Genomic DNA, 23525 nt, shown 5'->3' with positions numbered 1-23525 from the left:
CAAGCGACAAAGCCGTGGCCTCAATGTTGGTTAGGTGACCTGGACAACATAAGGTGACCCCATGGTCTCCGAGAGCAGAGCGCGCTTCGGCAGATTCGTCTCCGACCGCCGCCGCGCCCTGAACCTGACCCAGGACGAGGTCCGGGCCGCGGGCGGTCCGTCCGACGCGGCCCAGACGCGCGCCGAGAACGGCACCGGCCCCGAGCCGAGCCAGCGCACCCTCCGACGCCTCGACACCGGCCTGAACTGGGCCGCGGGCAGCGCCGCCCGCACACTGCTGGGCGGCGTACCCGACCCGCTCGAGGCCGAACCCGACCGCGCCGCGGGCAGGCCGCGCGGCGCCACCGAGTTCGGGCCCGACTCCGTCGCGGTGCCCGTCGAGCTGATCGCCGACCTGTTGACGCCGCACGCCACAATCAATTCGTTCCGCGGCCGGTGGGCCGAGGTCAGCGAGGCCGAGTTCGACGAGGCCACCGACGCGCTCAACGCGGCCATCTCCCGGATCATCGGCGTGTACGTCACCGACCTGCTCGAACGGAACAGCGGCCCTGGCATCCCGGTGCCCGCCCTGATCGAGTTCGCCTTCGGCCACCACCTCGACGAACCTGTCGGTGAGGATCCGGTCGACGCCGAGGAACGGCACTACCGCCGGTGGCTGGCCGGCCGGCCGGTCGACGTGGACGCCGACCTCGAGTCGAGGTTCCGCCGACGGTGGCAGGCACGACGAGGAGCAGACGCATGAACCGCGCGGACGAACAGCCGATTCCCCTGTCCACCCGGGTAAACCGGCTGTTCGAGTGGGGCCACCGGCGCGGCGACCCCGAGCAGACGAACGAGGAGGTCGCGCTGGCGCTGGGCGACCGACTCCGGCGCCCCGTCGAGCCGCGGACGGTCGAGTCCATCCGCGACGGCAGCCTCGCCGATCCGCCCCTCGACCTCCGCGATGCCGTCGCCGACCATTTCGAGGTCTCGCGGGCGTACCTGTCCGGCACCGGCTACGGGTACGTCGACACCCAGGTCCGGCTCTGCATCAGCGCCCGCGACGCCGGGGTGCGGAGCCTGTCGATGCGCTCGCTCACCGACCCCGACCCGGACGGCGGGGCGCTGCCCCGTCAGGCGATGGAGGAACTGATCGGGCTACTGGCTCGACTCACGGACTGACCCGGCGGCGCACCCGCAGCCGGAACCCGTCCGGCTTGAGGGTGAGCTGCTCCTTGACCATGAGCTGGTAGCCGGGTTCCGGCTCGAGGTCGTAGCGCTGCACGAGCAGCGCCAGCGCCAGCACCATCTCGTGCAGCGCGAACTGCCGGCCGATGCACGCCCGCAGCCCGGTGCCGAAGGGCTTGTAGACGTGGCCGGGGCGGGCCCGCACGTTCTCCGGCAGGAACCGGTCCGGGTCGAAGGTCTCGACGTCGGGCCCCCAGACCGGATCGCGGTGCAGACCGAGCACCAGGACGAAGGCCCAGTCGTTCTCGGCGAACCCGTACCCGTCGCCGATCGTGGTGTCGGCGACGGCCTCCCGGAAGTAGCCGGGGGCGGTCGGCCACAGGCGCATCGTCTCGTCCACCACCCGGCGCACGTAGCGCAGCTTCGCGACCTGCTCGAAGGAGACCTCCGGCTGATCGGCCCCTGGCCACAGCGACTCCACCTCGGCCCGCGCCCTTGCCGCGATCTCGGGGTTCTGCGCCAGGAAGTGCAGCGCGAACGCCAGGGCGTTCGCCGAGGTCTCGTGCCCCGCGACGAGGAAGGTCAGCACCTGGTTGCGGATGTTCACCTCGTCGAGCCGCTCGCCCGTCTCGGGGTCGGCCGAATCCAGCATCAGGTCCAGCAGGTCGGGGCGACGGGTCTCGTCGGGGCAGGCGCGCCGCTCGGCGATCACCTCGTCGACGACCCCGGCCACGTACGCGATGTCGGCGTCGTTCTGCCGCTCGGCCTTGCCCGCGAACAACCCGCGGAACGGGATCGGGATCGCGGTCTGTTCCGCGTGCCGCAGTGCCCGGAGCATCGCGCCGACGAACGGATCCTCCTGATCGCCGTCCGTGCGGCCGAACGAGCCGAAGCTGTACCCGAACCCGGCGCGGCCGATCATCTCGAGCGTCAGCTTGCTCATCTCCGCGGGCACATCGACGAACTCCGTTGTGGCTTGCTCGTCCCAGCGGACGATCAGCTCGCGGGTGGTCTCCAGCATCGTCTGGTGGTAGCCGCGCATGGCCTCCCTGGTGAAGCCCGGCATCAGGATGTTGTGTGCCTTCGACCAGTTCGGCTCGTGGTGGAAAGCGGTGAACAGGCCGTCGGCGGCAATGGTCCGCAGCTTCTCCAACGGCCGGCCGACATGCTTGCGGAACCGCTTCTCGTCGTTGATCTCCTCGACCAACTCCGAACCGGTCACGAATGTGAGCTTCGTGCCGACGATGACGCGCTGATAGATCGGTCCGAGCCGCTGGTGCTGCCACAGCGTGCGCTGGCTGGGGGCGCTGCGGTCCATCCCGAGGATGTCGCCCAGGAGGGGGACGCGGCGCGGTGGGTGCGGGATCGGTCGTGTCTTCATCAGATGGCAGAACCCGTGCTCACCACTGGTGGGCCGGGGACCGCGCTCCTCTCTCGGGTGTCGGCGCGGCGAAGGCCTCGGGCCTCGCTCGGTTCGGTTGCTCGGGCGCCGGTCTGGTGCGCGATGGTCTCGGCGAGCCGCCAGCTGCGGGCCAGCCGCATCAGCGTGCGTGTCTCGTCGGTGAGGTCGTCTTGCGAGAGATGCGCCGCCCCTGCCGCGGCTGCGGCCAGCGGGGGACTCCCGGTCCGTTTCCGCTCGCAGGCGCGCAGCAGCTGAACCGAACGGCGGACCGCGGACCTGGTGTCGCCGTCGAGCCGGCGCCGATCCAGTTCGCTCTCCAGATCCGCGTCAACGGCGTCCGAGGTGTACGGCTGCAGTTGCATCGTGGCGTCCCAGATCTCGACGACCGTGCGATGCAGGCGCTCCTCGAACCCGGCGGCGGGCAGCACGACCTGAGGCACGGCGGCCGTCAGCGTCGACCACATCGGTTCGAGCTGACGCAGTTCCCGTCGGCGCATCCACATCGCGACGACGGGGACGAGGCTGACCACCGCGATCAGCGCCACCTGGGGGAGGAAGAGGACGTCATTGGATTCGGCCCGCCACCGCGTCAACGCGTTGTCCACGTGGGCTGCCGAGAAGAAGGCCGCGACCGGTCTGGTGAGGTTGTCCACCAGGGAGAACAGACACATCACGCCCACGATCACGGTCATCACCCACTCGAGCCGGCCGGGCCCGGACCGCAGGAACTCGTAACAGATCACCAGGGCCACGCACACCGCGACGAGAATCGGGATCGGGTACAGGACGAAGTAGACCGCGCACTGCCAGCCGCCCGCCGCCTCGATCGTGAGGTCGGCATCCCGGGACTTCTGACTCAGCATCAGCAGCGAGATGCCCATGGCGAGCGTGATCGCGTACACCGCCGGCTGACGCCAGAACGGCTCGTCCGCACCCTCGGTGAGCGCCGTGGCGAGGCCGAGGATGGCGGCGCCTGCGAGCATCAAGCAGAGGTGTGTCAACGGCCGTATGACCGCGGGGTCGGTGAGATATGGCGCGAGGACGGACTGCACCTCCGGCGCCCGCAGGGTCGCCGGCACCGCCCAGAAGAGCAGGACCCGGTTGATCCGGCGCTGCGCCAGCGCCTCCCGCATCACGGCCAACCGGATCAGCGTGATCACCCAGATGCCGATCAGCAGCGGCCACATGATCGCCGCGGACATGGTGGAGGTCAGCTTCGGCTCCAGACCACGTTGTTCAGCCGCGACACCCGCGCCGACTGCTTGGCACCGGCCCCGGATCGCGCGCTCACCGCGCCCGAGTCGGCCAGGAACAGCCGCGTCGCGAGGAGCTCGGTTTCCTGTTCCACCTCGTCGTCGTAGGCGGCCCGGCCGAGCAGCGACCGCACCGTCTCGGGCCGCACGTCGGGGGCCAGCCGCTGCAGCGCCGTCAGGTCGACCTTGAGGCCGGAATCGCCGCGGAGGATGTGGGCCAGTTCGTGGTAGATGATGTGCCTGCGCAGGTAGACCGAGGCGCCTGCGGCGTACATCACGACGTCGTCGTGTTCGCGACCGATCCACAGCCCGCATGGGGCGCCGCTGATCACCGCGGCCTCGACCGGCTCCAGTCGGATCGGTCGCCCGCGTTCGGCCTCCATCCAGCCGATGAAATCGTCGAAGGACCAGGGCCGCTCGATGGGCAGCGCATCCATGAACGCGTCCACCCGCTTGCGCGCCACTTCCAGTGATCGGGCCACCGGCCGACCCTATCGAACGGGGGCTCGCGCGCCTGCCTCGGAGGCTAACTGGACAACTGACTACCCCCCACGATGACAGCCAGATCCATGCCATGTACATTCACACCAGACACCTTGTGTGTCCAGCAAGCCCGATTGCCCCTCCCCCCCCTGTGGGCAATCGGGTCGGTGGCGGGGACACACCCCCCTGTTCCCCGCCACCGCTGCAAAAACTCCCCCGAAGTCGGCGCTGACCACTCGCGCACCCGGGTCTCCCATCACCGAGCACGCTCCCCCAGCGGTTGCGTCGCCGCGCTCCTCATCGTGCGCGGCACAATTGAAGCACACGAAGCCACAAAAAAGCCACACAGAGGCAACGCTTGGGCTCCGTTTTACATTCAGGCCCGCGACTCCGAATCGCGACGCGAAGCCGGCGATGGTCCTCAGGACGAAATTGCGACGATGATCGCGGGACGGTCGATCGACGCTTCGACCGTGACCGTGGGCGTACCGCTCCGAGTGCCCACGAAGGACTGCACCAGCGCGCTGCTACTCGGGTAGCCCAGAACCTCGACCACGGAAGACGCCTCGCCTTCGGGCGATATCCGCATCGGCACCTCGCGCCGCAACGAGTCGATGTTCGAGTCCACCCCGGTCAGGTCGATCTGCAGAACGCACGCACCCGAGATCGACACCGGTTCATCCGTGCCGTGCAGGAGCGGCATCTGCACGAATCGGGCGGTCCACCCCATAGATCCGTCGCCCCCGAGGGCGAAAACGACGGTGTCTGCGGCGGCGGTCCGTTCGATCTCGATCGAATCCAGGGTGGGTAGAACGGGCGCGGGCGATGACTGCGCCCCGGGTTGCACGGGCACCAACCCGGGCACGGTGGGCAGGGTGGGCGCCACGTCGGGCACGGTCGGCAGCGACGGCGAATCGCCGACGAGGAGCCGCCCGGAGAACGACTCGAACTGTCGACACCGCGCCTCGCCGACAGGGCGATCCGCGCCTGGCGCTCCACACGCGGTCGACAAGACCAGCGCCGAGAGAACCAGGGCCACCGCGCTCGCCCCGGTTCGCGTGACTACGTCCACAGTTGCGGTCCCCCATCATCGGTATCAGCGGTCACCAGGTGCATCGCCATCGGGCACCGAGCCGTTCCAGGCGACGCCCGCGCGCAGGTTGTGCACGGGAGCGGCTCGACCTTCCGTCCACCTGAGATCGGTACCCTGGCCGAATGCGTCGACAGGGCCGCGCGGCCACCATCCGGGCGAGCAGGCCAACGTGACAGAGCTTCACAACAGCCACGGACACGGCCACGGCCACGGCCACAGCGGTCCGATCCCGGTCGGCCCGGTCGCGGCCCGCGTGGTCGTCGGACTGCTCGTCGCGATCGGCATCGCGGTGCTCGCAGGCGCGGTCGTGCTGTGGCCGAGCAGCCGCAGCATCGACATCCCGCTGCCCTTCCAGACCTCCGGTGGTGGCGCCGTCGTCACCGAGGCGGGCACCGTCACGCTGCAGGACCTCGGACCGTGCGGGAGCGCCTCCGCCGGTAGACCCTTCACGGGTTCACCGCAGCCTCCGCCGAACGACTCCTACCACTGCCAGCGCAGCCTCATCGACATCGAATCCGGCCCGAACGAGGGCACGACGACGCTGCTGGAGATCGGCCCCGGCCCCGGGCAGCCAGATCTGCGCGTCGGCGACAGCATCCGGCTCGTGCGCCAGACCGATCCGTCCGGCGCCACCATGTACTCCTTCGAGGACTTCGCCCGCGGGCTGCCACTGCTGCTGATCGTCGCGGCGTTCGTGATCGTCGTCGTCGTGGTCGCCCGATGGCGGGGCCTGCGCGCCCTGCTCGGGATCCTGGTCGCCTTCGGGGTGCTCGTCGGGTTCATGCTGCCCGCCCTGCTCGACGGCCAGCCCGCGATCCCCGTGGCACTCGTCGGCGGGGCCGCCATCCTCTACGCGGTGCTGTACCTGGCGCACGGGGTGAGCCTGCGGACCAGTTCGGCGTTGCTCGGCACGCTGGCGTCGATGCTGCTGGCCGCGCTGCTGTCGTGGGTCGCGATCGAGATGACGCACCTGACGGGCCTGTCCGAGGAACAGAACACCAACGTGCAGACCTACATCGAGCACGTGAGCATCACCGGACTGCTGCTGGCCGGGTTCATCATCGGCTCGCTGGGCGTGCTCAACGACGTCACCATCACCCAGGCCTCGACGGCGTTCGAGCTCGCGGGCATCGAGCGCGAGGCAACCCGCCGCCAGATCTTCGGCTCCGCGATGCGCGTGGGCCGCGACCACATCGCCAGCACCGTCTACACCCTGGTGCTCGCCTACGCCGGCGGCGCGCTGCCGCTGCTGCTGCTCTTCAGCGTGGCCGGCCGCTCGATCAACGACGTGCTGCTCGGCGACGCGGTCGCGATCGAGATCGTGCGCTCCGCGGTCGGCGGCATCGCCCTTGCCCTGTCCGTCCCGCTCACCACGGCGATCGCGGTGATGCTGGCACGACCACCGCGGTCCGGTGCGGGCGCCGCGGTCCCGGGGCGGTCCGGCGCAAGGCACGCGCGCTGACGGTGCGTGCGGGACTCGTTCCCCCCGGACGAGGCGCCTCTCGCGGCCCGCTCGACGTCAGGCGTCAGCGGACCATCCCCGGCGGCAACTCGACGCCCTGCGGCACCTCGATCTGGATGGGGTCCGGCAGGTTGAGGTAGCGCCGCGGCGGCGGACCGGGAACCGGCGGCGGCGCCGGGGACTCCGGCGACTGCTCGGCGGCCGGCTGCGGCGCAGGCGCGCGCGGGGTCGTCGACGACGGCGGTGCCGTGGTGGTGGTCGGGGGCGCCGTCGTCGTCGACGGCGCATCCCGGTCCTCGGTCACAGCGGTGGCGTGGCCCTCCCCCTGGGTGGTGGCGGCGCCGTCGCGCCCCATCGACAGGCCGATGGCGGCGACGACGACGAGGCCGGTGGTCGCCGCCCCCGCGATCGCGAGCTGACGCCGGGACGGGCCGCGGGTCCGACGAGGGCTCGGGGCATCCGCGGCGACCCACTGGGGTTCCGGCATCGAGACCGGGGTCGCCAGCATGGCAGCACCCTGCGCCGTCACCATCTCCGGTTCGGCGGGCACCACCATCGGAAGGTTGAGCCAGGAACGCAGGATGGACTGCACGAGCGGGATGTGCGCGCCGCCGCCGAGCAGGACCACCGCATCGGGATAGCGGCCGGACGCCGCGATCACCCCGCGGGCGAACCGCGCCGAACCCTCGACGGGCACCACGATCATCGATTCGAAGGTCTCCCGGGAGAGCAGGATCAACCCTGCCTCGCTCGGTACGGCGATCGCCTCGCTGGCCGAGAGCTGCTCCTTGGCGAAGCGGCACCGCTCGTTGAACGCCGTCGCCTCGTCGGCACCCACCGGCGAGACGATTCCCTGCGCATTGGCCTGGTGTTGGCTGATCAGCCAGTCGAAGTAGTCCCCCGCGATCTCGGTGCTGCGCTCGGTGGCCAGCACCTGCCCCGAAGCCCGGTCCACCACGCTGACGGTGAGGCCGGAGCTGCCCAGGTCGTAGAGGACCAGCGTCCGGTAGTCGTAGATCTCCCCGGTCGCCTCCAGCCGCGTGATCGCGGCCGTGCTCGCGGGGATCAACTGGTAGTTGTGCAGGCGCTGACGCGCCATCGCCTGCTGCATCGCGTCGGCCTGGCGCTGCGTGGCGTACGCGACCCCGGTGGCGCCGACGGTCTCGCCGCCCTGCGCGAGCAGGACCCCGATCGACTGGGCGGCCGTGTCCTCGGCGCGGTACGGCACCGTCGCGATGACCTGCCGCTGGAACGCCTCGACCCCGCCCGGTCCCCGGAGGGAGGCGACGTCGGGACGCGCCATCCGCACGGCACTGGACCCCACCGACACACCCAGAACCGCACTCATCGAGCCGCCTTAAATCGGATTTGCACGCAGCCGACGCTCGAATCGCGCGCACGTGGACCACGTGAGCATAACGAACGAGTGTCCAGTCGCACCCTGCGCGCGGGGTTCGCCAGGAGGACTGACCGTGCCGGGCCTCGGCCCTCGCTGTTCAGCGTCGTCCGAGGCCTCGGTAGGTCCAGCCGGCGGCCGTCCACTCAGCGGGATCCAGACAGTTGCGCCCGTCGATGAGCACCTTCGAGCGGACCGTCGCCGCGAGGTCCGCGGGACGCAGCGCCTTGAACTCGTCCCATTCGGTGGCCAGCAGCACCGCATCGGCGTTGTCGCACGCCTCCTCGACCGAGGTCGCGTAGTTCAGCGTCGGGAACAGCCGGCGGGAGTTGTCGAGCGCCTTGGGGTCGAACACGCTCACCACCGCGCCGTGCAGCTGCATCATCCCCGCCACGTTGAGGGCGGGCGAGTCTCGGACGTCGTCGGACTCGGGCTTGAACGCCGCGCCGAGGACCGCGATGTTCGCCCCGAGCAGCGACCCGCCGCAGGCCCTGGTCGCCAGCTCGACCATCTTGGTCCGGCGGCGCATGTTGATGCTGTCCACCTCGCGCAGGAAGGTCAGCGCCTGATTCGCGCCGAGCTCGCCCGCCCGCGCCATGAACGCCCGGATGTCCTTCGGCAGGCAACCGCCGCCGAAGCCCAGTCCCGCGTTGAGGAATCGGCGCCCGATCCTGGCGTCGTAGCCGAGCGCGTCCGCGAGCTGGGTGACGTCCGCGCCGGTCGCCTCGCACACCTCGGAGATCGCGTTGATGAAGGAGATCTTGGTCGCGAGAAAGGCGTTCGCGGACACCTTCACCAGCTCCGCGGTCGGCAGGTCGGTGATCAGGAACGGCACCTCGTCCTCGATCAGGCGCGCGTACAGCCGGCGGAGCAGCGCCTCGGCGCGGCCTGGGCGGGCCGGGTCGACCCCGAGCACAAGGCGGTCCGGCCGCAGGGTGTCCTCGACGGCGAAGCCCTCGCGCAGGAACTCGGGGTTCCACGCGACCTCAACCTCCTCGCCTGCCGGCGCGAGTTGGCGGGCCCGCGCGCCCAGTTCGGCCGCCGTTCCGACCGGGACGGTCGACTTGCCGACGATCACCGCGGGCCGGTCCAGCAGCGGGGCGAGGGTGTCGATCACCGAGTTCACGTGCCGCAGGTCGGCGCCGTACTCGCCCTTCTTCTGCGGGGTGCCCACCCCAAGGAAGTGCAGGTCCGCGAACGCGGCGGCGTCGGGGTAGGAGGTGGTGAAGTGCAGCCGACCGGCGTCGATGTTCCGCTTGAGGACCTGCGCGAGGCCCGGTTCGTAGAACGGCACCTCTCCCCCGGAGAGCTTGGCCACCTTGCCCGGGTCGATGTCGACCCCGAGCACCTCGTGTCCCAACTCGGCCATGCAGGCGGCGTGCGTGGCTCCGAGATAGCCGGTTCCGAAAACGGTGCAGCGCATAGGTAGTTGATAGGCGCCCAGGGTTAGCGCAGCGGATACCCGGCGCAAGAGTCGCGGCAACAGCAGGTGTACATCCGGCAACGGCGGACGAGCGGACGGTCAGGGCCGGTCGATGACCTCGGGTTGGTCCGCGGCACCCGAGCTGGCGCGCGGGAAGCAGGCGGAGGTGCCCGAGACCGACAGGCTGCCCCGGCCGTTGTCGTGGACGACGATCGCGGATCCGTCGGGCATGGTCGCGACCGCCGTTCGGCCCTGACCCATCGATCGGCGGACGAGCGGACGGTCGCGACCCTCCCAGTGAGCGGCGATCGCGTCCAGGTTCTGGGCGGCGCCGCCCTCCGGGATCCCGCTCACCCAGTAGTTGAGGGTGAGGAAGACGGGACCGTTGGCGTCGCCGTCGTTGTCGTCGCAGGGCGTGATACCGCCGGGGTGGAACGCCCCGACCGGCGAACTGGGATGCGCCAGAGTGAAACTGGCGCCCTCTGGCAGTGCGGACAGGGCCTCGCCTAGGTACTCGACCAGCGTGGCGGACGCGGCGTTCTCGGTCAGTGCGGTGTCGATGTCGGGCTCCTCGTCTGAGCTGCAGGCGGCGGCGAGCAGCACGGCGGCGAGCGCGCCCGCCGTCAGTGTCCTCGCGACGCCGGTTCTCGATGCGATCTCGGGCCTCACGAGGGCCCTCCCATGCCGGCGATGATCTGTCCCATGCCCTCCAGCGACGGGTTCCGCAGGTCCCAATACTCGCTGTGGACACGGGGATTCGCCCCAAGGAGCGGGCCCGGCTCGCCCGGGTCGCTGGCGAAGACCCGACCCCCGAAGTCCGGGTCGGTCGGATTGGTCCCGTGCACGTGTCTGCCTGCCAGCGTCGCGTCCCCGATGTAAGGCACCGGGTCCCAGCGGGCGGCGGTCGAGTACACGTGGGCGCCGACGTCACCTGCGTTGACGCCGTCGAGATGCAGCTCCGAGACGTGCTCCGCGTTGACGCCGGGGCTGCCGACGAAGACCAGCTCGTCGACGTCCAGCGATCCGCCGCCGACCGCGGCCGTGCCGATCACGGTGCTCCCGTAGCTGTGACCGACGATCACCTGGTGCGCCGCCTGCCCCTGGTGAGCGGCCCGCAGGCCGTCCTGGAAGCTGTCCAGCCTGGGCGCGCCCCGTTCGGCGAACCCGTCGAGCCCAGCCTCGGGAATGCTCTGCGGCGCGTTGTAGCCGTACCAGGTGACGACGGCGGTCGAGGCGAGCGGATCGGCGCGGGTCGCGGCGTCGAGCATGCGGGCGGACCGGTCGACGTCGCCGCCGATGCCGCCGAGGTGCGAGCCGGTACCGGGAACGAGGGTGGCGACGTTGTCGGCGAGGTCGGGGTTGCCGAGGGCGATCGCCGCGCGCCCGTCGCCGTCGATGCCCATGAGAAATCTCGGAGGCTCCGACCCCGCGTCGATGGCGCGGCGCACGGCCCCGAACTCGTCGGTTTTCGCGCGGAGCGGCTCGCGCTCGCCACGCCAGGCGTTGTACTCCGCCCAGGCCTTCCATGCCTTCTCGTCGCGGGAGTTGGACGCAGGCTGGGTGGGCACCTGCTCCCCCGCCGCCCATCCGGGATGCCGTCCGTCCACCGCGTCGAGCGCCGCCACCGCCCGGATCTGCAGGTCCTCGAGGTGCATCCGGTTGTAGCGGTCCTTGTCGGCGGCCGGGAGGCCGTCCTGGTTGCCGACGTCTCGGTCGTGTGCGAACAGCGCGTCCTTCTCCTCGCCGGTCAGGCTCGTCCAGAACTCGTGGAGCTCCGCCGCACCGGCGGGCAGGGCGGATCGTCCGTCGATGATGTCCTGGACGTGCGGGCCGCGAGCCCGCTCCCCGGGAACCTCATCGAACTCCGCGAGGCAGTCGGTCAGCGTTGCGGCGGTGCGACTGTCCGCGAGCGCGACCTCGTTCAGCGCCCGGGCGATGTCGTCGGCGAGCTCCCTGGCACGGGCGTCGAGGACCCGCTGCGCGAGGGCCGCGTCGCCTGCCGCGGCGACGGTCAGACCCGCTCCGGCCGTGGGCGCGGTGACGGCGCCCTCGTCGGATACCGCAAAGCCCTCGGCGAGCGCGCCGTCGATCACCGAGATGGCATGCGCGGCGGCCGATTCGATCGATGCTGCGCCGCGTCGCAGGGACGAGGAGGTCGCCAGCAACGCCATCGCGATCTTGTTGCCCGCGGACCGTTCCTCCACGGCGCGGTCCCAGGCACCGCGCGCCGCGTCGCCGTGCCAGGTGTCGAGGACACCGTCGACGCCGCGGACCACGAGGGCGATCTGCTCGTCCAGCTCGGCTGCGGCCAGGGCGAGCTCATCCGCGGAACCGTTGAGGCATTGAGGATCCCAGGCCCGAAGCTGGGTGAGCGCGGGCCTCATCAGGCGCCCCCGGCCGGGGCGAGCAGGCTGCTGTTCCTGGCCTCGGCGGCGTCGTAGTGAGAGGTGTTGGTGGCCGCGATCTCAGACATCACCCGGACCCTCGATCCGATCGCACGCACGCCTGCCCCGATCCGGTCGGCCCCGGCGGCGTAGGCCGCGACCGTGGCCGACCCGGCGAGCCCCTCGGCCGCGGCCAGGAACGCGGGCGCGGTGTCGATCTTCTCGATGGCCCCGGCCGCCGACTCCAGCGCCCCCGCGAGCCGTGCCAATGCGGCGGTGTCGACCGCCATCTCCCCTGACGTCATGGTGCCCCCCAGCAATCAATCCACGTCAACTGCCAGCACCCTAACGCAGTCGGCGGCGCGCTAGCGGCGCATCGGGAGACGTAACCTCCGACACATCCCGCTCGAGCGCTAACACGGGGTCGGTACCGATCGATAAGGTTGACGGCGGCGACCCCGAGGGAGATCGTGCGCCGGCCGGGTTCGATTTCGGACCACAGGCACGAGTTCAGGTGATAGGGGGTTCGGTGCCGGCATCCATCCGCATCGGGCAGGGCCAGTTCGGCATCGAGCATCCGGGCCGGCCGCGCCGGGAGTCGACCTACGCGGGCTTCGGTTCCGCTGCGACTGTGTCGGATTCACGCCGTCCAGGCGGTAGGGCGAGGGCCGCGGCTCCCGTCGACGACCTCCGTGATCTCGACGAATGCGTCCGGGTCGCCGCGGAGTGGGCGGACGAGGTCGATCGCGAGGCGCGGTTCCCGGCGGAGTCCATCGCGGCGCTCAGATCCGCAGGGCTGCTCGGCGCCGCCGTGCCGACCGCCCTCGGCGGCGCCGGGCTCTCGCTGACCCGGCTCGCCGCGATCACCCGCGCGCTGGGCCGGTCCTGCGGGTCGTCCGCGATGATCTTCGCGATGCACCAGACGCAGGTGCTCAGCATCGTCCGGCACGGTCGCAGCGAGTCGATGGCCGCGCTGCTCGCGGCCATCGCAGGGAGGCAGCTGCTGGTTGCCTCCGCCGCCACCGAGATCGACGTCCGCGGCGGCGTCCGTTCCAGCGGTTGCGCGGTGGAGCACAGGGGCGACCGCGTCCGCCTCGCGAAGACGGCGCCGCTCATCTCGTACGGCGGGTACGCCGACGTGGTGCTCGCGACGGCCCGCCGCACCCCGGCCAGCGCGCCGAACGATCAGGTCGTGCTCGCCTGCCCGAGGTCGGAGACAAGGCTGACCCCGGTCGGCACCTGGCACACCGTCGGCTTCCGCGGCACCAGGAGTCCCGGCTTCCGCCTCGCCGTCGACACCGGCTCCGGCGCCCTGCTCGACGATCCGTACGCGGAGATCTCGGCGCAGACGATGCTCCCGGCGGCGCACGTGCTCTGGTCCGCCGCGTGGCTCGGGATCGCCGACGCGGCGCTCCTGAGGGCCAGGCGATCGGTGCAGTCGGCCCGACGCCGCTCGGCCGGCCCAGCGCCCCTGAGCGCGATCCGGCTCGCCGAGCTGGTGATCGCGCACCAGCAGCTAGTCGACACGGTCCTCGGGGCGGCGGCCCGGTTCGAGTCCCTCGCGAAGAATCCGGCCGCGATGTCGTCGGTCGGGGTGGCGCTGGAGTTCAACGCGGTGAAGGTTAGCGCCTCGGCCCTGCTCATCGACCTGGTCGGCCGTGCGCTGACCATCTGCGGGCTCGCCGGGGCGCTGCCGGGTCACGAGCCCGCGATGAGCCGACACCTGCGCGATGCGTACGGGACGGCGGTCATGATCAGCAACGACCGCATCCTGAACCACGACTCGCAGCTCACCCTCATGCGCATGGGGTACTAGCCAAGGCACAGCCAATTGCGGTGCGGCCGGCCCTGTTCCGGCGGCACGGGGCTACTGCGTCGGGGACTTGACGAAGTTCAGGTAGGCCTTCGACGGCGTCGGGCCGCGCTGACCCTGATACTTCGACCCGACCGCCGCACTGCCGTAAGGGTTCTCGGCGGGGCTGGACAGCCGGATGAGGCAGAGCTGACCGATCTTCATGCCGGGCCACAGGGTGATCGGCAGGTTCGCGACGTTGGACAGCTCGAGGGTGATGTGTCCGCTGAAGCCCGGGTCGATGAACCCGGCCGTCGAGTGGGTGAGCAGGCCGAGACGGCCCAGGCTGGACTTGCCCTCCAGGCGTCCGGCCAGGTCGTCGGGCAAGGAGCAGAACTCCAGTGTCGAGCCGAGCACGAACTCGCCCGGGTGCAGCACGAACGGCTCCCCCTCGGCCGGTTCCACGAGGCTCGTGAGCTCGTCCTGCTGCTGAGCAGGGTCGATGTGCGTGTACCGGGTGTTGTTGAAGACACGGAACAGACGGTCCAGGCGAACGTCCACGCTGGACGGCTGAACCATCGAGTCGTCGAACGGATCGATGCCCAGCCGCTGGGTAGAAATTTCGGAACGGATGTCGCGATCGGATAGCAGCACAGCTAGAGGTTAGCGGTCTGCTAGAGTTGCCGCTCGCAGGGTCTTGCACTGCCTCATCGGCGGCAAAACCCCTGCATGCCGATGTAGTTCAATGGTAGAACATCAGCTTCCCAAGCTGAATACGCGGGTTCGATTCCCGTCATCGGCTCAGAAGGGTGTTCACCCATCAGCACCGATTGGGTTCACCTATCAACCTGCCAGTGACAGAATCCAGGCATTTCCCGCCGAATTTTCGGGCCTACGCCGACGACCCGCCGTCTGCAGAACTTGGGTTGGGCGCGTCTCGGTACACGCACCCCCGAATTCACGCCTCAATGGCCAGATTTCGGCATGTGACCCACGACACTCCCCTGGGGCCTTGGGTCCCAGTGCGGAGCGCGGTCGCTAGAGGCCGTTCCCGTCGACCCTCGCCCGACGTGACGCCCCTCGGCGGGAACCTCGCCGCCGCGAAGTGGTGTGCCGCGGATCGGGTTCCCCGAGTACCTGCCCCCAGGGGTCGGGCAGGTCGCGTTCGAGGTGCCAATACCGCAAGGTCACCACATTCATCGCAGCCAGAGTGAACCCGAGCAGCAGTCGGTGCGCGGTGAGGCCAAAGATCCGGAAATACCCGCGGCGCAGGTGCAGCACATTGCTTTTCAGACCGCCGAACGCCGATTCGATACCCACTCGGCGGTAGTAGGACGCGAACCACTGACGGCTCCCGTGCGGGAACGGCATTCGGATCTGTGGCTGGTCCTCGTTGGTGAGCGTCACCGTCTTGCAGCAGGCGCAGGGGTCATCCGGATGGCGGCGGTCGCATTGCACGGTCGGATGCTCGTAACCAAGTCTCATCGATCGCGGAGACAAGGGACTGCGGATCCGTGCCGGCCACACCGCCGGCCCCCGGAAGCGCTGGGTTCCATCCGGCCTCTTTGCGCCGAGCGGCACGAATGCGTACGGAGCTCTGAGCGCACGCAGTTGCTGGGCGCGCATCTTGTCGTCCGCATCCATGTCCCGGGTGAGGCGCGGGAGGTGACGCAGCCGCTGTGGCAGGCATTCGGTGTAGAGGGTGCCGTCGATCCAGATGGTTCCCTCGATCGGTCCGGGATGCACGCCGTACTGCTTGCTGTGTAGGTCGACGATCGGGGTGTATCCACAGCGAAGCAGCGGTAACGAGAAGAGCACTGCGCGAGTCCAGTTGTACGCGCGATCGCAAATCACCTCGTGCGGTCGAGGTAGTTCGCCCGCGAAGAGGACAGCGATCAGCCCAGCGATTCCGCGGTGGTAGCCAGCACGCACCAGGTGCACGGCACGGGCAATGTGTGGGACCGGGCCGGTGCCCGGCTTGGCGGGAACATCGGTGACCACATGCGCCTCGTAGCCGACATAGATGGTGGTTTCGGTCGCACCCGCACTACGGTGCGCGGCCCGCGCGTCCTTGTCGACCGTATAGCGGCGGCGGTAGTCCGGTTCCTCTCTCCGAGCGAGGGGCCTTCGGTGTACGCGCTTTCCCGACCTGCGTTGTAGCCGATCAGCATCCCCGGGATGGTCCTCACGATCGCGTGGAGGAGTGTCGGGGTCTTCGTCGACAACCACTTTGCTGTAGCGGATGCGTGCCCATGTTTCGAGGTCGGTGCTGTCGAGTGCCACTGCACCGGTGGGCGGATAGATGGACAGCGAAGCGTTGAGGAATGCCTGCGCCAATGAGGCGGCGTCGAGATCATCGGGATCGGCGAAATCGGCGTCTTCGACGCGATCGCAGTACCGGCACAGTTTGGCGAATCCGTCACACACCATCTTGTAGGTGACGTCCACGCCCCGGTTGAGCCCGACCGCATCGCGTTGATACCGACTCCAGCCTCGGATGGTGGCAGTCACCATGACCAGGTGCATATCCATCGTCAGCATCGGGGTGAGCAGGAACGCCACGATGAGGGCGTCCCCGGTCAGTTTCCGTTTCGCGCCGGCCTTCTTGGCGAACACCTTGTTGACGAATGCGCGTGCGTTGCAGTGCTCTAGGACCGCGACAGCTCGCCTGAACTGCCACGGTTCGCAATGGTTCATTCGGGTGTCGATGTCGCGGAACGGGCGTGCGTTACGCCGTGTCATAGCGGGACCGCCCCGGTGACAAGGTCGAGCAGTTCGGGGTCGGTGAGCACCCGAGATGTAGGTGGCACCCAGGCGAGCAACTTGCTCAGCGTTTTCTGGGAGGTGCATCCGAATAGCACCCGGAATGCGGGTAGCGGAACCGTCTGGATCATCGTCACCGCCCAGGTCTCGCGGAGCCGACTCACACGCAGGGGTCGCAACCGTCCCGGAATCTCGCACTTGCCGAGGAACGTCGAAATGTACTCACTCCGCGGTGGTGGTTCACGGAACAGGTGCGCGCGACCGGTGCGGGCGGCGCATTCGGCGACGATCGGCGCGTAGCGGTCGAGGACGGGGACCGTGCGGGGTCGATGCCCGCGTACCCGCACGGCAATGTGGGAGCGCCGCATGACGATGTCGGCGCCGGTGGTCGCTCGAATCTCGGAGGTTTGCAGTCCCGCGCCGAGTCCAAGCGCCAGCACACACGACAAACCGTGACTGCGAAAGATGGTCGCCTGCATGTCCGCCGAGCGGAGCAGCAACCGAGTCTGGCTGTCGGTGTACGGGCGATAGTCGGCCCGATAGCGCAGCACATCGCGCGACGGTTCCCAGGGTGCGATTCGGGTGATGTGCCGTGACAGGGTCGTCAACATCGCTCGGCGCGATGATCGGGTTGCCACAGACAGGCCGGGGAGAGTCACCGCATAGCGGTTGACCGTCGCCGGATGGAAGATCTCTTCGACGTCGAGTTCCATTCCTTGCTCGAGAGCCCACACAACGAAGGACGCGACGACCGACATCCGGTCTCCCGCGACCTTCGGAATCGATGCGGGTTCGAATCCGCGGCGCACCGCGTCGCGGACGAAAGGGCCAATCTCTTCCCACAACTCCGCCGGCGCGCGGGGGGCGAAGAGGTCGATGGCTTCCTGGGCATTCCGAGTCATTGTCGTACCCCGCCTCGCATCCGGCGCCATGCGGGCGAACCGGTTTCCGGCGCAGGCAGATACGGAAGAAGGTCCGACAAGCCCTTCCCGCTCCTGATTCCTGCGACCCAGAAGATCTCCGCCACAGCGCAATCGGTCAGCACATGGGTCAGCCACGTCGATCGCAAGCGCGCCACCGTCAACTTCGGCGACGAGCGCGCGCACTCGAACGAGGCAACCAGCGCCGCAGCCTGATCTCGCCCGGTTCGCGTCGACGCCACCAGCGGTCCCCTGCCGGCTCCCCGGCACGCGTCGCGGAGCCTCGGCACCATGCGACGGCGAACCGGGACCACCCGCCGCTGCGGCGGCGACCCGAGGCCCACCGCGGTCACCCCGCCGACCTTGACCACGTCCGCGGCAGTGACCGCGAACAGCTCACCAGACCGTGCGCCGACCCCCAACGTCAGCGCCAGGACCGCGGTCATCGCCTGCACCCGGAACGGACTGTTCTGACGGGTCGACCACCTCCAGAACGCGGCGATCTCGACGTCTGTGTAGGGCGGCGACAATTCTCGCCGCGACGAACGCTCACCCAGCGGAGGCCACGGCGCCCGCACCGTCACCGCGCGAGCCAGTCGCCGCAGCCTCGACATCTCTGCCGCCCGCGACGTCGGTGCCAACTCCCTCATCCCGACGAGCCGATACCGCTCGAGCACCTCCGGGGTCAGGACCACCTCACGATCGAGGACCAACCCCTCCTCGAGAGCCCACACCGCCAGCCGCGAGAGCACCTTCATCGCATTCGCAGCCTGACTGTGCAATGTCGGAGAGGACAACTCGACTGTCTCGCGTACCCACGGCCCCACCACCGACCACGAGTCCGGATCGACCGATCGTGGTTCAAAACACCTGATACACACCGCAACCGACTCCGGATCATCGGCGCGCCGCCGGTACGCAGCCATCACCGATCACCGCGGCCATCAGGACGCGAAATGCGCGGCGAATGTCCTGGCCCCATCAAGGCGCAGAGGAGTATCGTCATGAGTGGTTACCACCTCATGAATCATGTTGATCCGAGCAGGGATCATGGTGACGATTCCACAAGGACACCGAGGCCATGTCGGTGTCCTTCGAGGTATCAGAGGGAGTATCGATCACCACCCTGACGTAGACGCACGATGGCACTTGTTCTACGCGGACGCAGAACAAGTGATCGGGATCCAGGTGGTGTTAAACCGAGACTATCCCTAAATTCCGGACTGCGGAACACCTCTCGGGAGCGAGCAACGACTTACCCGAACCATCTAGTCGAATTACATCTGGGGACAAGGCCGCATCCGCGCAGGGCTACCAGCTGATGACTCCCAGAGCTTAGAATGAATCTGCGGGCCCGTAGTGCTACCGCGAGCCCACAGCGCCGTCCGATCGGGTGACGGCGCGGTTCGCAACGCCAGCGGAGGGCCACCGACGTTCCGGGCTGGGTGTAAATCGGGGCGTCGGAATCTCCAAGGGGCGACGCCCCATACGCCACAATCAACCTCGCAGCACGCTGGCGGAGACGATGCGTCATGGCCGACACAAACCCCTCACATGACGCCGCAGCACGCGAGACTATCGCCGAACTTCAAGCCGCACTCGGATCGAAACTCGTTGCCTACCTGGCTCAAGTGCCCGACGGTGCCGCCGTCCGCAAGTGGGCAGAAGGTGCCAGCCCGCTCCCCGATCACGCCACCCTTGACAGACTCCGGGTGGCCCTCGACGCCGCACAACGAATCATCGCCCACGACAGCCCGGCCGTCGCGCAAACCTGGTTCCAGGGCCGCAACCCTGCCCTGAACGATCGGCCACCCGCCCAGCTACTGCGCGAGGCGAACCTCGACAGTGTGCGTTATACGGTTCTCGCCGCCGCAAGCGAATTCGCTACAAACAGTTTCTGATTGAGCGTCGACGTGAGATGGCAATCCCTGGTCGACCTAACTTCAGGCATCCGGACGCGAAGGCTGATGGACGTCCGGGGTTCCGATGACTGGTCGCCCAGGATGCAGCTGCTGCTGTAGTCGATGCAGTGCGTCGGGTTCGAGCGCCCCACGGAAGGCGCTGAAGGCCCAATCGAAGTCCCTCGTGGACCAGGCCTCCAGATGCCCGTGCCGGTCGATCAACCACGTCTTTCGCGACCGAGGCCTGCGGGCAACCCACCCGGTCCCCTCACCCGGCCCGAGGCGGGAGGTGAACTCTCCTGTCTCCCGATCGGCGATCTCCACCGAGTGGGGTGTGAAGTCCGTCAGCACCGGAGTGGCCAGTTCGGCAGTGGTGACGTTCTCCCGGAACCACTCCATCCGCTCCGACCAGGTGTCATGTTCTCGCTGCTGGTTCTTCCGCAGGGAGTCGCCGTCGGTTTCCACCGGGCTGTCCCAGGTGAACATTCCCGGATCCGTGACGTCGACGTCCACCTCAGTGAAGATGGCGCCCTCGAGTCCGTCGCCGGAATGCTGCGCCAGCACCGCGCCGGTGCCGGCATCGACCACCAGCCGACGGGTGGGCTCGGACTCTCTGCGGGGTGCCAGCTCGACCGACCAGCAGTGGCGCCCGAGGACCTCGATATCGACCACCGGGCCCGTCGGGCGGGCATGGTTGCGGCCGACCCAATGCCTTTCCGGCGGCGTGAACACCAACTCCTCTCCCGGGCCGAAGAATACGACCCCGCTGCGGGAGGTCTGCCGCGGCCGGTCCGACCCCTCGGCGAAATACCACGCCGTCTGCCCGTCGTACAGAAACTTCACCGTGCCGTCGAGGGTTTCGAGGCGGGCCTTGCGTCCGTCGCGGGTCAGCCGCGCACCGTCGGGATTCAGGCACAGCAGCACCGGATCCTCCCCGTACGTGGCGTAATAGACGCGGACCGGTTCGTCATTCGGCCGGTACGGCCGCACGATCCCCTGCACCGGGGTCGTCGGGCCGTCAACCATCGTCACCAGAACCTCAATCCATGCGGTCATCGAACTACCTCCCAACGCAGGCAAAACTGATTACTGCGGCACCGGATCGTCATGTCCACACCCACCCGAACCGGCCCGGTTCCGTCCGCGCGAGCCGCTCGACACCGCCGGACTCGGCGATATCCATCCGAATCGACTCCATCAGTGTCGGCGGGCCCCGCCACAACGCCGGCCTGCCGTCGCGGTCGAACAGGGCGTAGCGGCGCGCACACGTCACACCCGGAAGCTCGGCGACGGCGAAAGTGACGAAGATGCTCGTGTACGGGAACCAGCCGTCGATCTCGATATCGAGCAGTCCCTGTCCACGGTTCTGCTCGAGCAGGCGCGCCCGCTCGCTCTCCGCCCACCGCTCCGGATTCCCGATCGCGGCCGGCGGGCGGATCGCCACCTCCGGGACGGGCAGCTCGTCCGGGCCCACCGGCGACATCTCGATGGACCCGGCACAGTCGACCCCGCCGGGTTCGCTCGCGAACATCCCGGCCGTGGTGACGATCCACAACCGCCGGTCTGCATCGGTGACGGTGAGATCCTTCGGGAATCCGTCGGCGACCGCCCACGATTCAGGCACAGTCAAACGCGAACTCACACGAAAGTAGGTGTACTCGTTTCGGTCGTCGGATGTCCGAACCCGATTGCCGCACCTGTAGGCGAGCGCCGACGATCGCTGCACCAACCACACACCCGCCCCGGTCGGGTACGGACGGAAGTCCGAGGTGAACGGCATCGGCGCCACCGGAACGAGCCGATCGTCAAGGATCTGCGAACCCGCCGACCTTGACACTGCGACCGGGGCACCAAGACCGACGACAGAGACACCGCCGACACCCCAGTACGCCCGCGGCCACGGATCCCCAAGCACGACACGGCCGTCGACGCCGACTCGCGCGCACCATTGCCCGCGATCGATCGCCGTCGCCCCCGAACCCTGCGTTCCCGTGCGCATCGAGACGAGGAAGCCGTCCCGAGTCAGCTGAATGTCCTGCACCTCGCCCGGCACCGGCACAATCGTCGGCTCGGGCGCGTCGAGTGCCCAAAGCCGGATCAACGCGTTGCCGCCGCCGTCGCGCTCACCGCATGCGGACGCCAGAACACCGTGGGCCAGCGCAGACACCGACACAGACGCATCGTCGATCAGCCGCATCGTCCCGGAGTGATCGCAATGCGCCACACCGTCCGCACCGACCACCCAACACCCGAACTCATCCGCGTGAAGCCACCGCTGCCGCCACCCGACGATCCCCGAGCCCCGAATCTCACCGGGCACCTCACAAGGGGTGACACTTCCACCCGGATCGCGGCGCAGCACGGTGGGATGACTGACATCCAGAATCCACAGAACCGAACCAGAACCAGCGACCGCACCGGGCTGAAAATACCGTGTCGGACTTGCCCTGTGGGCAGCAGAGCGATCGAAGGCGGCGCTCATGCGCCTTTCGTCACGTCGAAGATGGTCATCGTCGCCAACGTGAGCATCAACTTTCGACATGCGGCGGGTGAGTAGTAGACGGCGCCCATATGTCCGTCATGGTCCGCGCGCTGCAGCTGCTTGTGTTCCGACATCGATCATCACTCCACTGACTCCGCCCGAGGACGAAGAGAGCGACGCTACACCGAAACCTCGTGATTGTCATTGCCATCCGCCGCACTGTGCCGAGTCAGCCGACGCACTCTGGTGCGAAACCCCTGTTGGTCGGCCTGGGGCACGGTTTGTCAGCAGTAGTAGGGCGGTGACCTGTCTGGGTCGTCGGCGACGACATCGACGTCCGTGAGCGCAACGATCGCGTCCATCGCATCGCCGGTCCCACCGATCGAGGCGAAATGCGGATCGACGTCGCACGTCACACACCAGGCACGATCGGCCGGCCACACGAACGCCGGGGTCGGCGCATCATCGTCGTGCAGCAGTGCCTCAATCTGCCGATTCCACTCGGGTGTACTGCCCAGAGACGTTGGTCAAACGACTGAAGGGAACGTTCCTGCCGATGGCGGAGTGTTGCCGGTGGTGATTGTAGGTGTGCAGCCACCCCGGCAACGCGCTCCGTCGGGCTTGTTCTGACTGATAGTGGCGTGCGAACGCCCATTCAGCGGCCATCGTGCGGTGGAAGCGTTCGATCTTGCCGTTCGTCTGTGGCCGGTAGGGGCGGGTGTATTTGGGTTTGATGTCCAGTTCGGTGCAGGTCTGCTTCCACAAGGCGGATCGGTAGCAGCTCCCGTTGTCGGACAGGACCCGTTCGATGGTGACGCCGCGTGCGGCGAACCAGCCCACTGCACGCTGCAGTACACCGGTTGCGGTGACAGCGGTTTCGTCGTCGTGGATCTCGGCGTAGGCGACACGAGAGTGGTCGTCGATCACGGTGTGCACGAACGCGTGGCCGAGCAGTTCGTTGCGGTGCTTGTTGCGGGCAGTTCCAGGTGTGACCCGGCGGTTTTTGCGGCCCTTGGTTCGACCGACGAACCGCCAACCGCCACCGACGGGGATGTTGCCGAGCTTCTTGACATCGACATGGATCATCGATCCGGGATGGGGGTGCTCGTATCGACGGATGGTTTCTCCGGTGCGGATGTCGATGTGCGAGAGCCGGTTCAATCGGCACCGCACCAACACCGCGTGCACCGTCGAGGCCGGCATGTTCAGGCGGGACCCGATCGCCTGTGGTGAGAGACGTTTGCGCCAGCGCAGGTCCACGATCTTGCGTTTGAGCGGTTCCGGGGTGCGGTTCGGGCTGTGGTGCGGGCGGCTGGAACGGTCGTGCATCCCGTCCGATCCCATCACGTGATAGCGGGTCGCCCACCGCTTGGCAGTCGGCCAGGAGACGTTGAAGTGTTCCGCCGCCCTTGCAATGGGCCAACCGTCGTCGACGACGCGTCGGGCCAGCAGCAGCCGGCCTCTCGGGGTCAGTGGTGCGTTAGCGTGAACCACGAAGGTCTCCTGTCCGCGATGTGGGTGTCTAAGCAGCTCCACTTCACGACAGGAGACCTTCGCTGTTCAACGACCAGTCACAGCGTGTCGTCGCAATCCCTCAACCAACC

At 68.5% G+C, this 23525-nt stretch carries 22 protein-coding genes and 1 tRNA gene; 6 read left to right on the top strand and 17 right to left on the bottom strand.

Features of this window, described 5'->3' with window-relative positions; translation table 11 throughout:
* Nucleotides 1–61 precede the first annotated feature (61 nt).
* Both ACWFRB_RS22010 and ACWFRB_RS22005 read left to right on the top strand, forming a co-directional pair.
* Entirely contained in the window at nucleotides 62–742 is a 681-nt protein-coding gene (locus ACWFRB_RS22010) for a helix-turn-helix domain-containing protein (protein WP_452643381.1), read from the top strand.
* The gene (locus ACWFRB_RS22005; RefSeq protein ID WP_452643380.1) at nucleotides 739–1161 is read left to right on the top strand and encodes a hypothetical protein; all 423 of its coding nucleotides are present in this window, start codon (nucleotides 739–741) and stop codon (nucleotides 1159–1161) included. Before ACWFRB_RS22010 ends, ACWFRB_RS22005 begins: the two co-directional genes overlap by 4 nt.
* On the opposite strand, the gene ACWFRB_RS22000 is transcribed toward ACWFRB_RS22005, so the two are convergent.
* From ACWFRB_RS22000 to ACWFRB_RS21985, 4 genes are all read right to left on the bottom strand, one after another.
* A complete protein-coding gene (locus tag ACWFRB_RS22000) occupies nucleotides 1151–2548 on the bottom strand; it encodes a cytochrome P450 (RefSeq protein WP_452643379.1) in 1398 nt (465 codons plus the stop codon). The two genes, ACWFRB_RS22005 and ACWFRB_RS22000, sit on opposite strands and share 11 nt — an antisense overlap.
* Nucleotides 2548–3771 carry an MAB_1171c family putative transporter gene (locus ACWFRB_RS21995; RefSeq protein ID WP_452643378.1) on the bottom strand — a complete coding sequence of 408 codons (1224 nt, stop codon included), beginning with the start codon at nucleotides 3769–3771 and terminating at the stop codon, nucleotides 2548–2550. Before ACWFRB_RS21995 ends, ACWFRB_RS22000 begins: the two co-directional genes overlap by 1 nt.
* Before the next feature lie 8 nt (nucleotides 3772–3779).
* Complete coding sequence (locus tag ACWFRB_RS21990; protein ID WP_452643377.1) at nucleotides 3780–4304, bottom strand: hypothetical protein; 525 nt, start codon at nucleotides 4302–4304, stop codon at nucleotides 3780–3782.
* Nucleotides 4305–4726: 422 nt separating this feature from the next.
* A complete protein-coding gene (locus tag ACWFRB_RS21985) occupies nucleotides 4727–5377 on the bottom strand; it encodes an AMIN-like domain-containing (lipo)protein (protein ID WP_452643376.1) in 651 nt (216 codons plus the stop codon).
* Nucleotides 5378–5567: 190 nt separating this feature from the next.
* Between ACWFRB_RS21985 and ACWFRB_RS21980 the strand changes: the two genes are divergently transcribed.
* Nucleotides 5568–6860, top strand: coding sequence for a YibE/F family protein (locus tag ACWFRB_RS21980; protein ID WP_452643375.1), 1293 nt, complete (start codon nucleotides 5568–5570; stop codon nucleotides 6858–6860).
* 64 nt (nucleotides 6861–6924) lie between these two features.
* Here the strand turns inward: ACWFRB_RS21980 and ACWFRB_RS21975 are convergent, their stop codons facing one another.
* From ACWFRB_RS21975 to ACWFRB_RS21955, 5 genes are all read right to left on the bottom strand, one after another.
* Nucleotides 6925–8208: an Hsp70 family protein gene (locus ACWFRB_RS21975; RefSeq protein WP_452643374.1), complete on the bottom strand. Its 1284-nt coding sequence runs from the start codon at nucleotides 8206–8208 to the stop codon at nucleotides 6925–6927.
* Between the two features lie 148 nt (nucleotides 8209–8356).
* Nucleotides 8357–9679 (bottom strand): UDP-glucose dehydrogenase family protein, encoded by a 1323-nt coding sequence (locus ACWFRB_RS21970; protein WP_452643373.1) that lies wholly within the window; start codon nucleotides 9677–9679, stop codon nucleotides 8357–8359.
* Nucleotides 9680–9778: 99 nt separating this feature from the next.
* Nucleotides 9779–10348 (bottom strand): hypothetical protein, encoded by a 570-nt coding sequence (locus ACWFRB_RS21965; protein ID WP_452643372.1) that lies wholly within the window; start codon nucleotides 10346–10348, stop codon nucleotides 9779–9781.
* Nucleotides 10345–12063: an alpha/beta hydrolase gene (locus ACWFRB_RS21960; RefSeq protein WP_452643371.1), complete on the bottom strand. Its 1719-nt coding sequence runs from the start codon at nucleotides 12061–12063 to the stop codon at nucleotides 10345–10347. The genes ACWFRB_RS21965 and ACWFRB_RS21960 overlap by 4 nt, the downstream gene beginning before the upstream one ends.
* Entirely contained in the window at nucleotides 12063–12368 is a 306-nt protein-coding gene (locus tag ACWFRB_RS21955) for a hypothetical protein (protein WP_452643370.1), read from the bottom strand. Before ACWFRB_RS21955 ends, ACWFRB_RS21960 begins: the two co-directional genes overlap by 1 nt.
* Nucleotides 12369–12592: 224 nt before the next feature.
* Between ACWFRB_RS21955 and ACWFRB_RS21950 the strand changes: the two genes are divergently transcribed.
* A complete protein-coding gene (locus ACWFRB_RS21950) occupies nucleotides 12593–13879 on the top strand; it encodes an acyl-CoA dehydrogenase family protein (RefSeq protein WP_452643369.1) in 1287 nt (428 codons plus the stop codon).
* A gap of 51 nt (nucleotides 13880–13930) precedes the next feature.
* Here the strand turns inward: ACWFRB_RS21950 and dcd are convergent, their stop codons facing one another.
* Nucleotides 13931–14509 carry a dCTP deaminase gene (gene dcd, locus ACWFRB_RS21945; protein ID WP_077040403.1) on the bottom strand — a complete coding sequence of 193 codons (579 nt, stop codon included), beginning with the start codon at nucleotides 14507–14509 and terminating at the stop codon, nucleotides 13931–13933.
* 77 nt (nucleotides 14510–14586) lie between these two features.
* Between dcd and ACWFRB_RS21940 the strand changes: the two genes are divergently transcribed.
* A tRNA-Gly gene (locus tag ACWFRB_RS21940) sits at nucleotides 14587–14657 on the top strand.
* Between the two features lie 236 nt (nucleotides 14658–14893).
* Here the strand turns inward: ACWFRB_RS21940 and ACWFRB_RS21935 are convergent.
* From ACWFRB_RS21935 to ACWFRB_RS21925, 3 genes are read right to left on the bottom strand one after another with little or no spacing between them, the layout of a single operon-like run.
* Nucleotides 14894–16597: a hypothetical protein gene (locus ACWFRB_RS21935; protein WP_452643368.1), complete on the bottom strand. Its 1704-nt coding sequence runs from the start codon at nucleotides 16595–16597 to the stop codon at nucleotides 14894–14896.
* Nucleotides 16594–17550, bottom strand: coding sequence for a hypothetical protein (locus tag ACWFRB_RS21930; RefSeq protein WP_452643367.1), 957 nt, complete (start codon nucleotides 17548–17550; stop codon nucleotides 16594–16596). Before ACWFRB_RS21930 ends, ACWFRB_RS21935 begins: the two co-directional genes overlap by 4 nt.
* Complete coding sequence (locus ACWFRB_RS21925; RefSeq protein WP_452643366.1) at nucleotides 17517–18296, bottom strand: hypothetical protein; 780 nt, start codon at nucleotides 18294–18296, stop codon at nucleotides 17517–17519. The genes ACWFRB_RS21930 and ACWFRB_RS21925 overlap by 34 nt, the downstream gene beginning before the upstream one ends.
* Nucleotides 18297–19070: 774 nt before the next feature.
* Here ACWFRB_RS21925 and ACWFRB_RS21920 point away from each other — a divergent pair.
* Nucleotides 19071–19439, top strand: a complete 369-nt coding sequence (locus ACWFRB_RS21920; RefSeq protein WP_452643365.1) for a hypothetical protein — start codon at nucleotides 19071–19073, stop codon at nucleotides 19437–19439.
* A gap of 42 nt (nucleotides 19440–19481) precedes the next feature.
* Here the strand turns inward: ACWFRB_RS21920 and ACWFRB_RS21915 are convergent, their stop codons facing one another.
* From ACWFRB_RS21915 to ACWFRB_RS21900, 4 genes are all read right to left on the bottom strand, one after another.
* Nucleotides 19482–20495 (bottom strand): hypothetical protein, encoded by a 1014-nt coding sequence (locus tag ACWFRB_RS21915; protein ID WP_452643364.1) that lies wholly within the window; start codon nucleotides 20493–20495, stop codon nucleotides 19482–19484.
* A 49-nt stretch (nucleotides 20496–20544) separates the two neighbouring features.
* Entirely contained in the window at nucleotides 20545–21612 is a 1068-nt protein-coding gene (locus ACWFRB_RS21910) for a hypothetical protein (protein WP_452643363.1), read from the bottom strand.
* A gap of 593 nt (nucleotides 21613–22205) precedes the next feature.
* Complete coding sequence (locus tag ACWFRB_RS21905; RefSeq protein WP_452643362.1) at nucleotides 22206–22337, bottom strand: hypothetical protein; 132 nt, start codon at nucleotides 22335–22337, stop codon at nucleotides 22206–22208.
* Nucleotides 22338–22404: 67 nt separating this feature from the next.
* The gene (locus ACWFRB_RS21900) at nucleotides 22405–23415 is read right to left on the bottom strand and encodes an IS481 family transposase (protein WP_452643361.1); all 1011 of its coding nucleotides are present in this window, start codon (nucleotides 23413–23415) and stop codon (nucleotides 22405–22407) included.
* Nucleotides 23416–23525: the final 110 nt, after the last annotated feature.

The sequence above is a fragment of the Rhodococcus sp. NPDC055112 genome, from assembly GCF_053607505.1.
The sequence above is the reverse complement of the archived record's forward strand: the minus strand, read 5'-3'. Positions and strand labels throughout refer to the sequence as shown.

What these genes read in the sequence shown, in the direction of transcription:
- ACWFRB_RS22010 (WP_452643381.1), top strand. Translation starts at nt 62, where the DNA reads ATGGTCTCCGAGAGCAGAGCGCGCTTCGGCAGATTCGTCTCCGACCGC.
- ACWFRB_RS22005 (WP_452643380.1), top strand. Translation starts at nt 739, where the DNA reads ATGAACCGCGCGGACGAACAGCCGATTCCCCTGTCCACCCGGGTAAAC.
- ACWFRB_RS22000 (WP_452643379.1), bottom strand. Translation starts at nt 2,548, where the DNA reads ATGAAGACACGACCGATCCCGCACCCACCGCGCCGCGTCCCCCTCCTG.
- ACWFRB_RS21995 (WP_452643378.1), bottom strand. Translation starts at nt 3,771, where the DNA reads ATGTCCGCGGCGATCATGTGGCCGCTGCTGATCGGCATCTGGGTGATC.
- ACWFRB_RS21975 (WP_452643374.1), bottom strand. Translation starts at nt 8,208, where the DNA reads ATGAGTGCGGTTCTGGGTGTGTCGGTGGGGTCCAGTGCCGTGCGGATG.
- ACWFRB_RS21970 (WP_452643373.1), bottom strand. Translation starts at nt 9,679, where the DNA reads ATGCGCTGCACCGTTTTCGGAACCGGCTATCTCGGAGCCACGCACGCC.
- ACWFRB_RS21960 (WP_452643371.1), bottom strand. Translation starts at nt 12,063, where the DNA reads ATGAGGCCCGCGCTCACCCAGCTTCGGGCCTGGGATCCTCAATGCCTC.
- ACWFRB_RS21955 (WP_452643370.1), bottom strand. Translation starts at nt 12,368, where the DNA reads ATGACGTCAGGGGAGATGGCGGTCGACACCGCCGCATTGGCACGGCTC.
- ACWFRB_RS21935 (WP_452643368.1), bottom strand. Translation starts at nt 16,597, where the DNA reads ATGACACGGCGTAACGCACGCCCGTTCCGCGACATCGACACCCGAATG.
- ACWFRB_RS21930 (WP_452643367.1), bottom strand. Translation starts at nt 17,550, where the DNA reads ATGGCGCCGGATGCGAGGCGGGGTACGACAATGACTCGGAATGCCCAG.
- ACWFRB_RS21925 (WP_452643366.1), bottom strand. Translation starts at nt 18,296, where the DNA reads ATGAAGGTGCTCTCGCGGCTGGCGGTGTGGGCTCTCGAGGAGGGGTTG.
- ACWFRB_RS21920 (WP_452643365.1), top strand. Translation starts at nt 19,071, where the DNA reads ATGGCCGACACAAACCCCTCACATGACGCCGCAGCACGCGAGACTATC.
- ACWFRB_RS21915 (WP_452643364.1), bottom strand. Translation starts at nt 20,495, where the DNA reads ATGACCGCATGGATTGAGGTTCTGGTGACGATGGTTGACGGCCCGACG.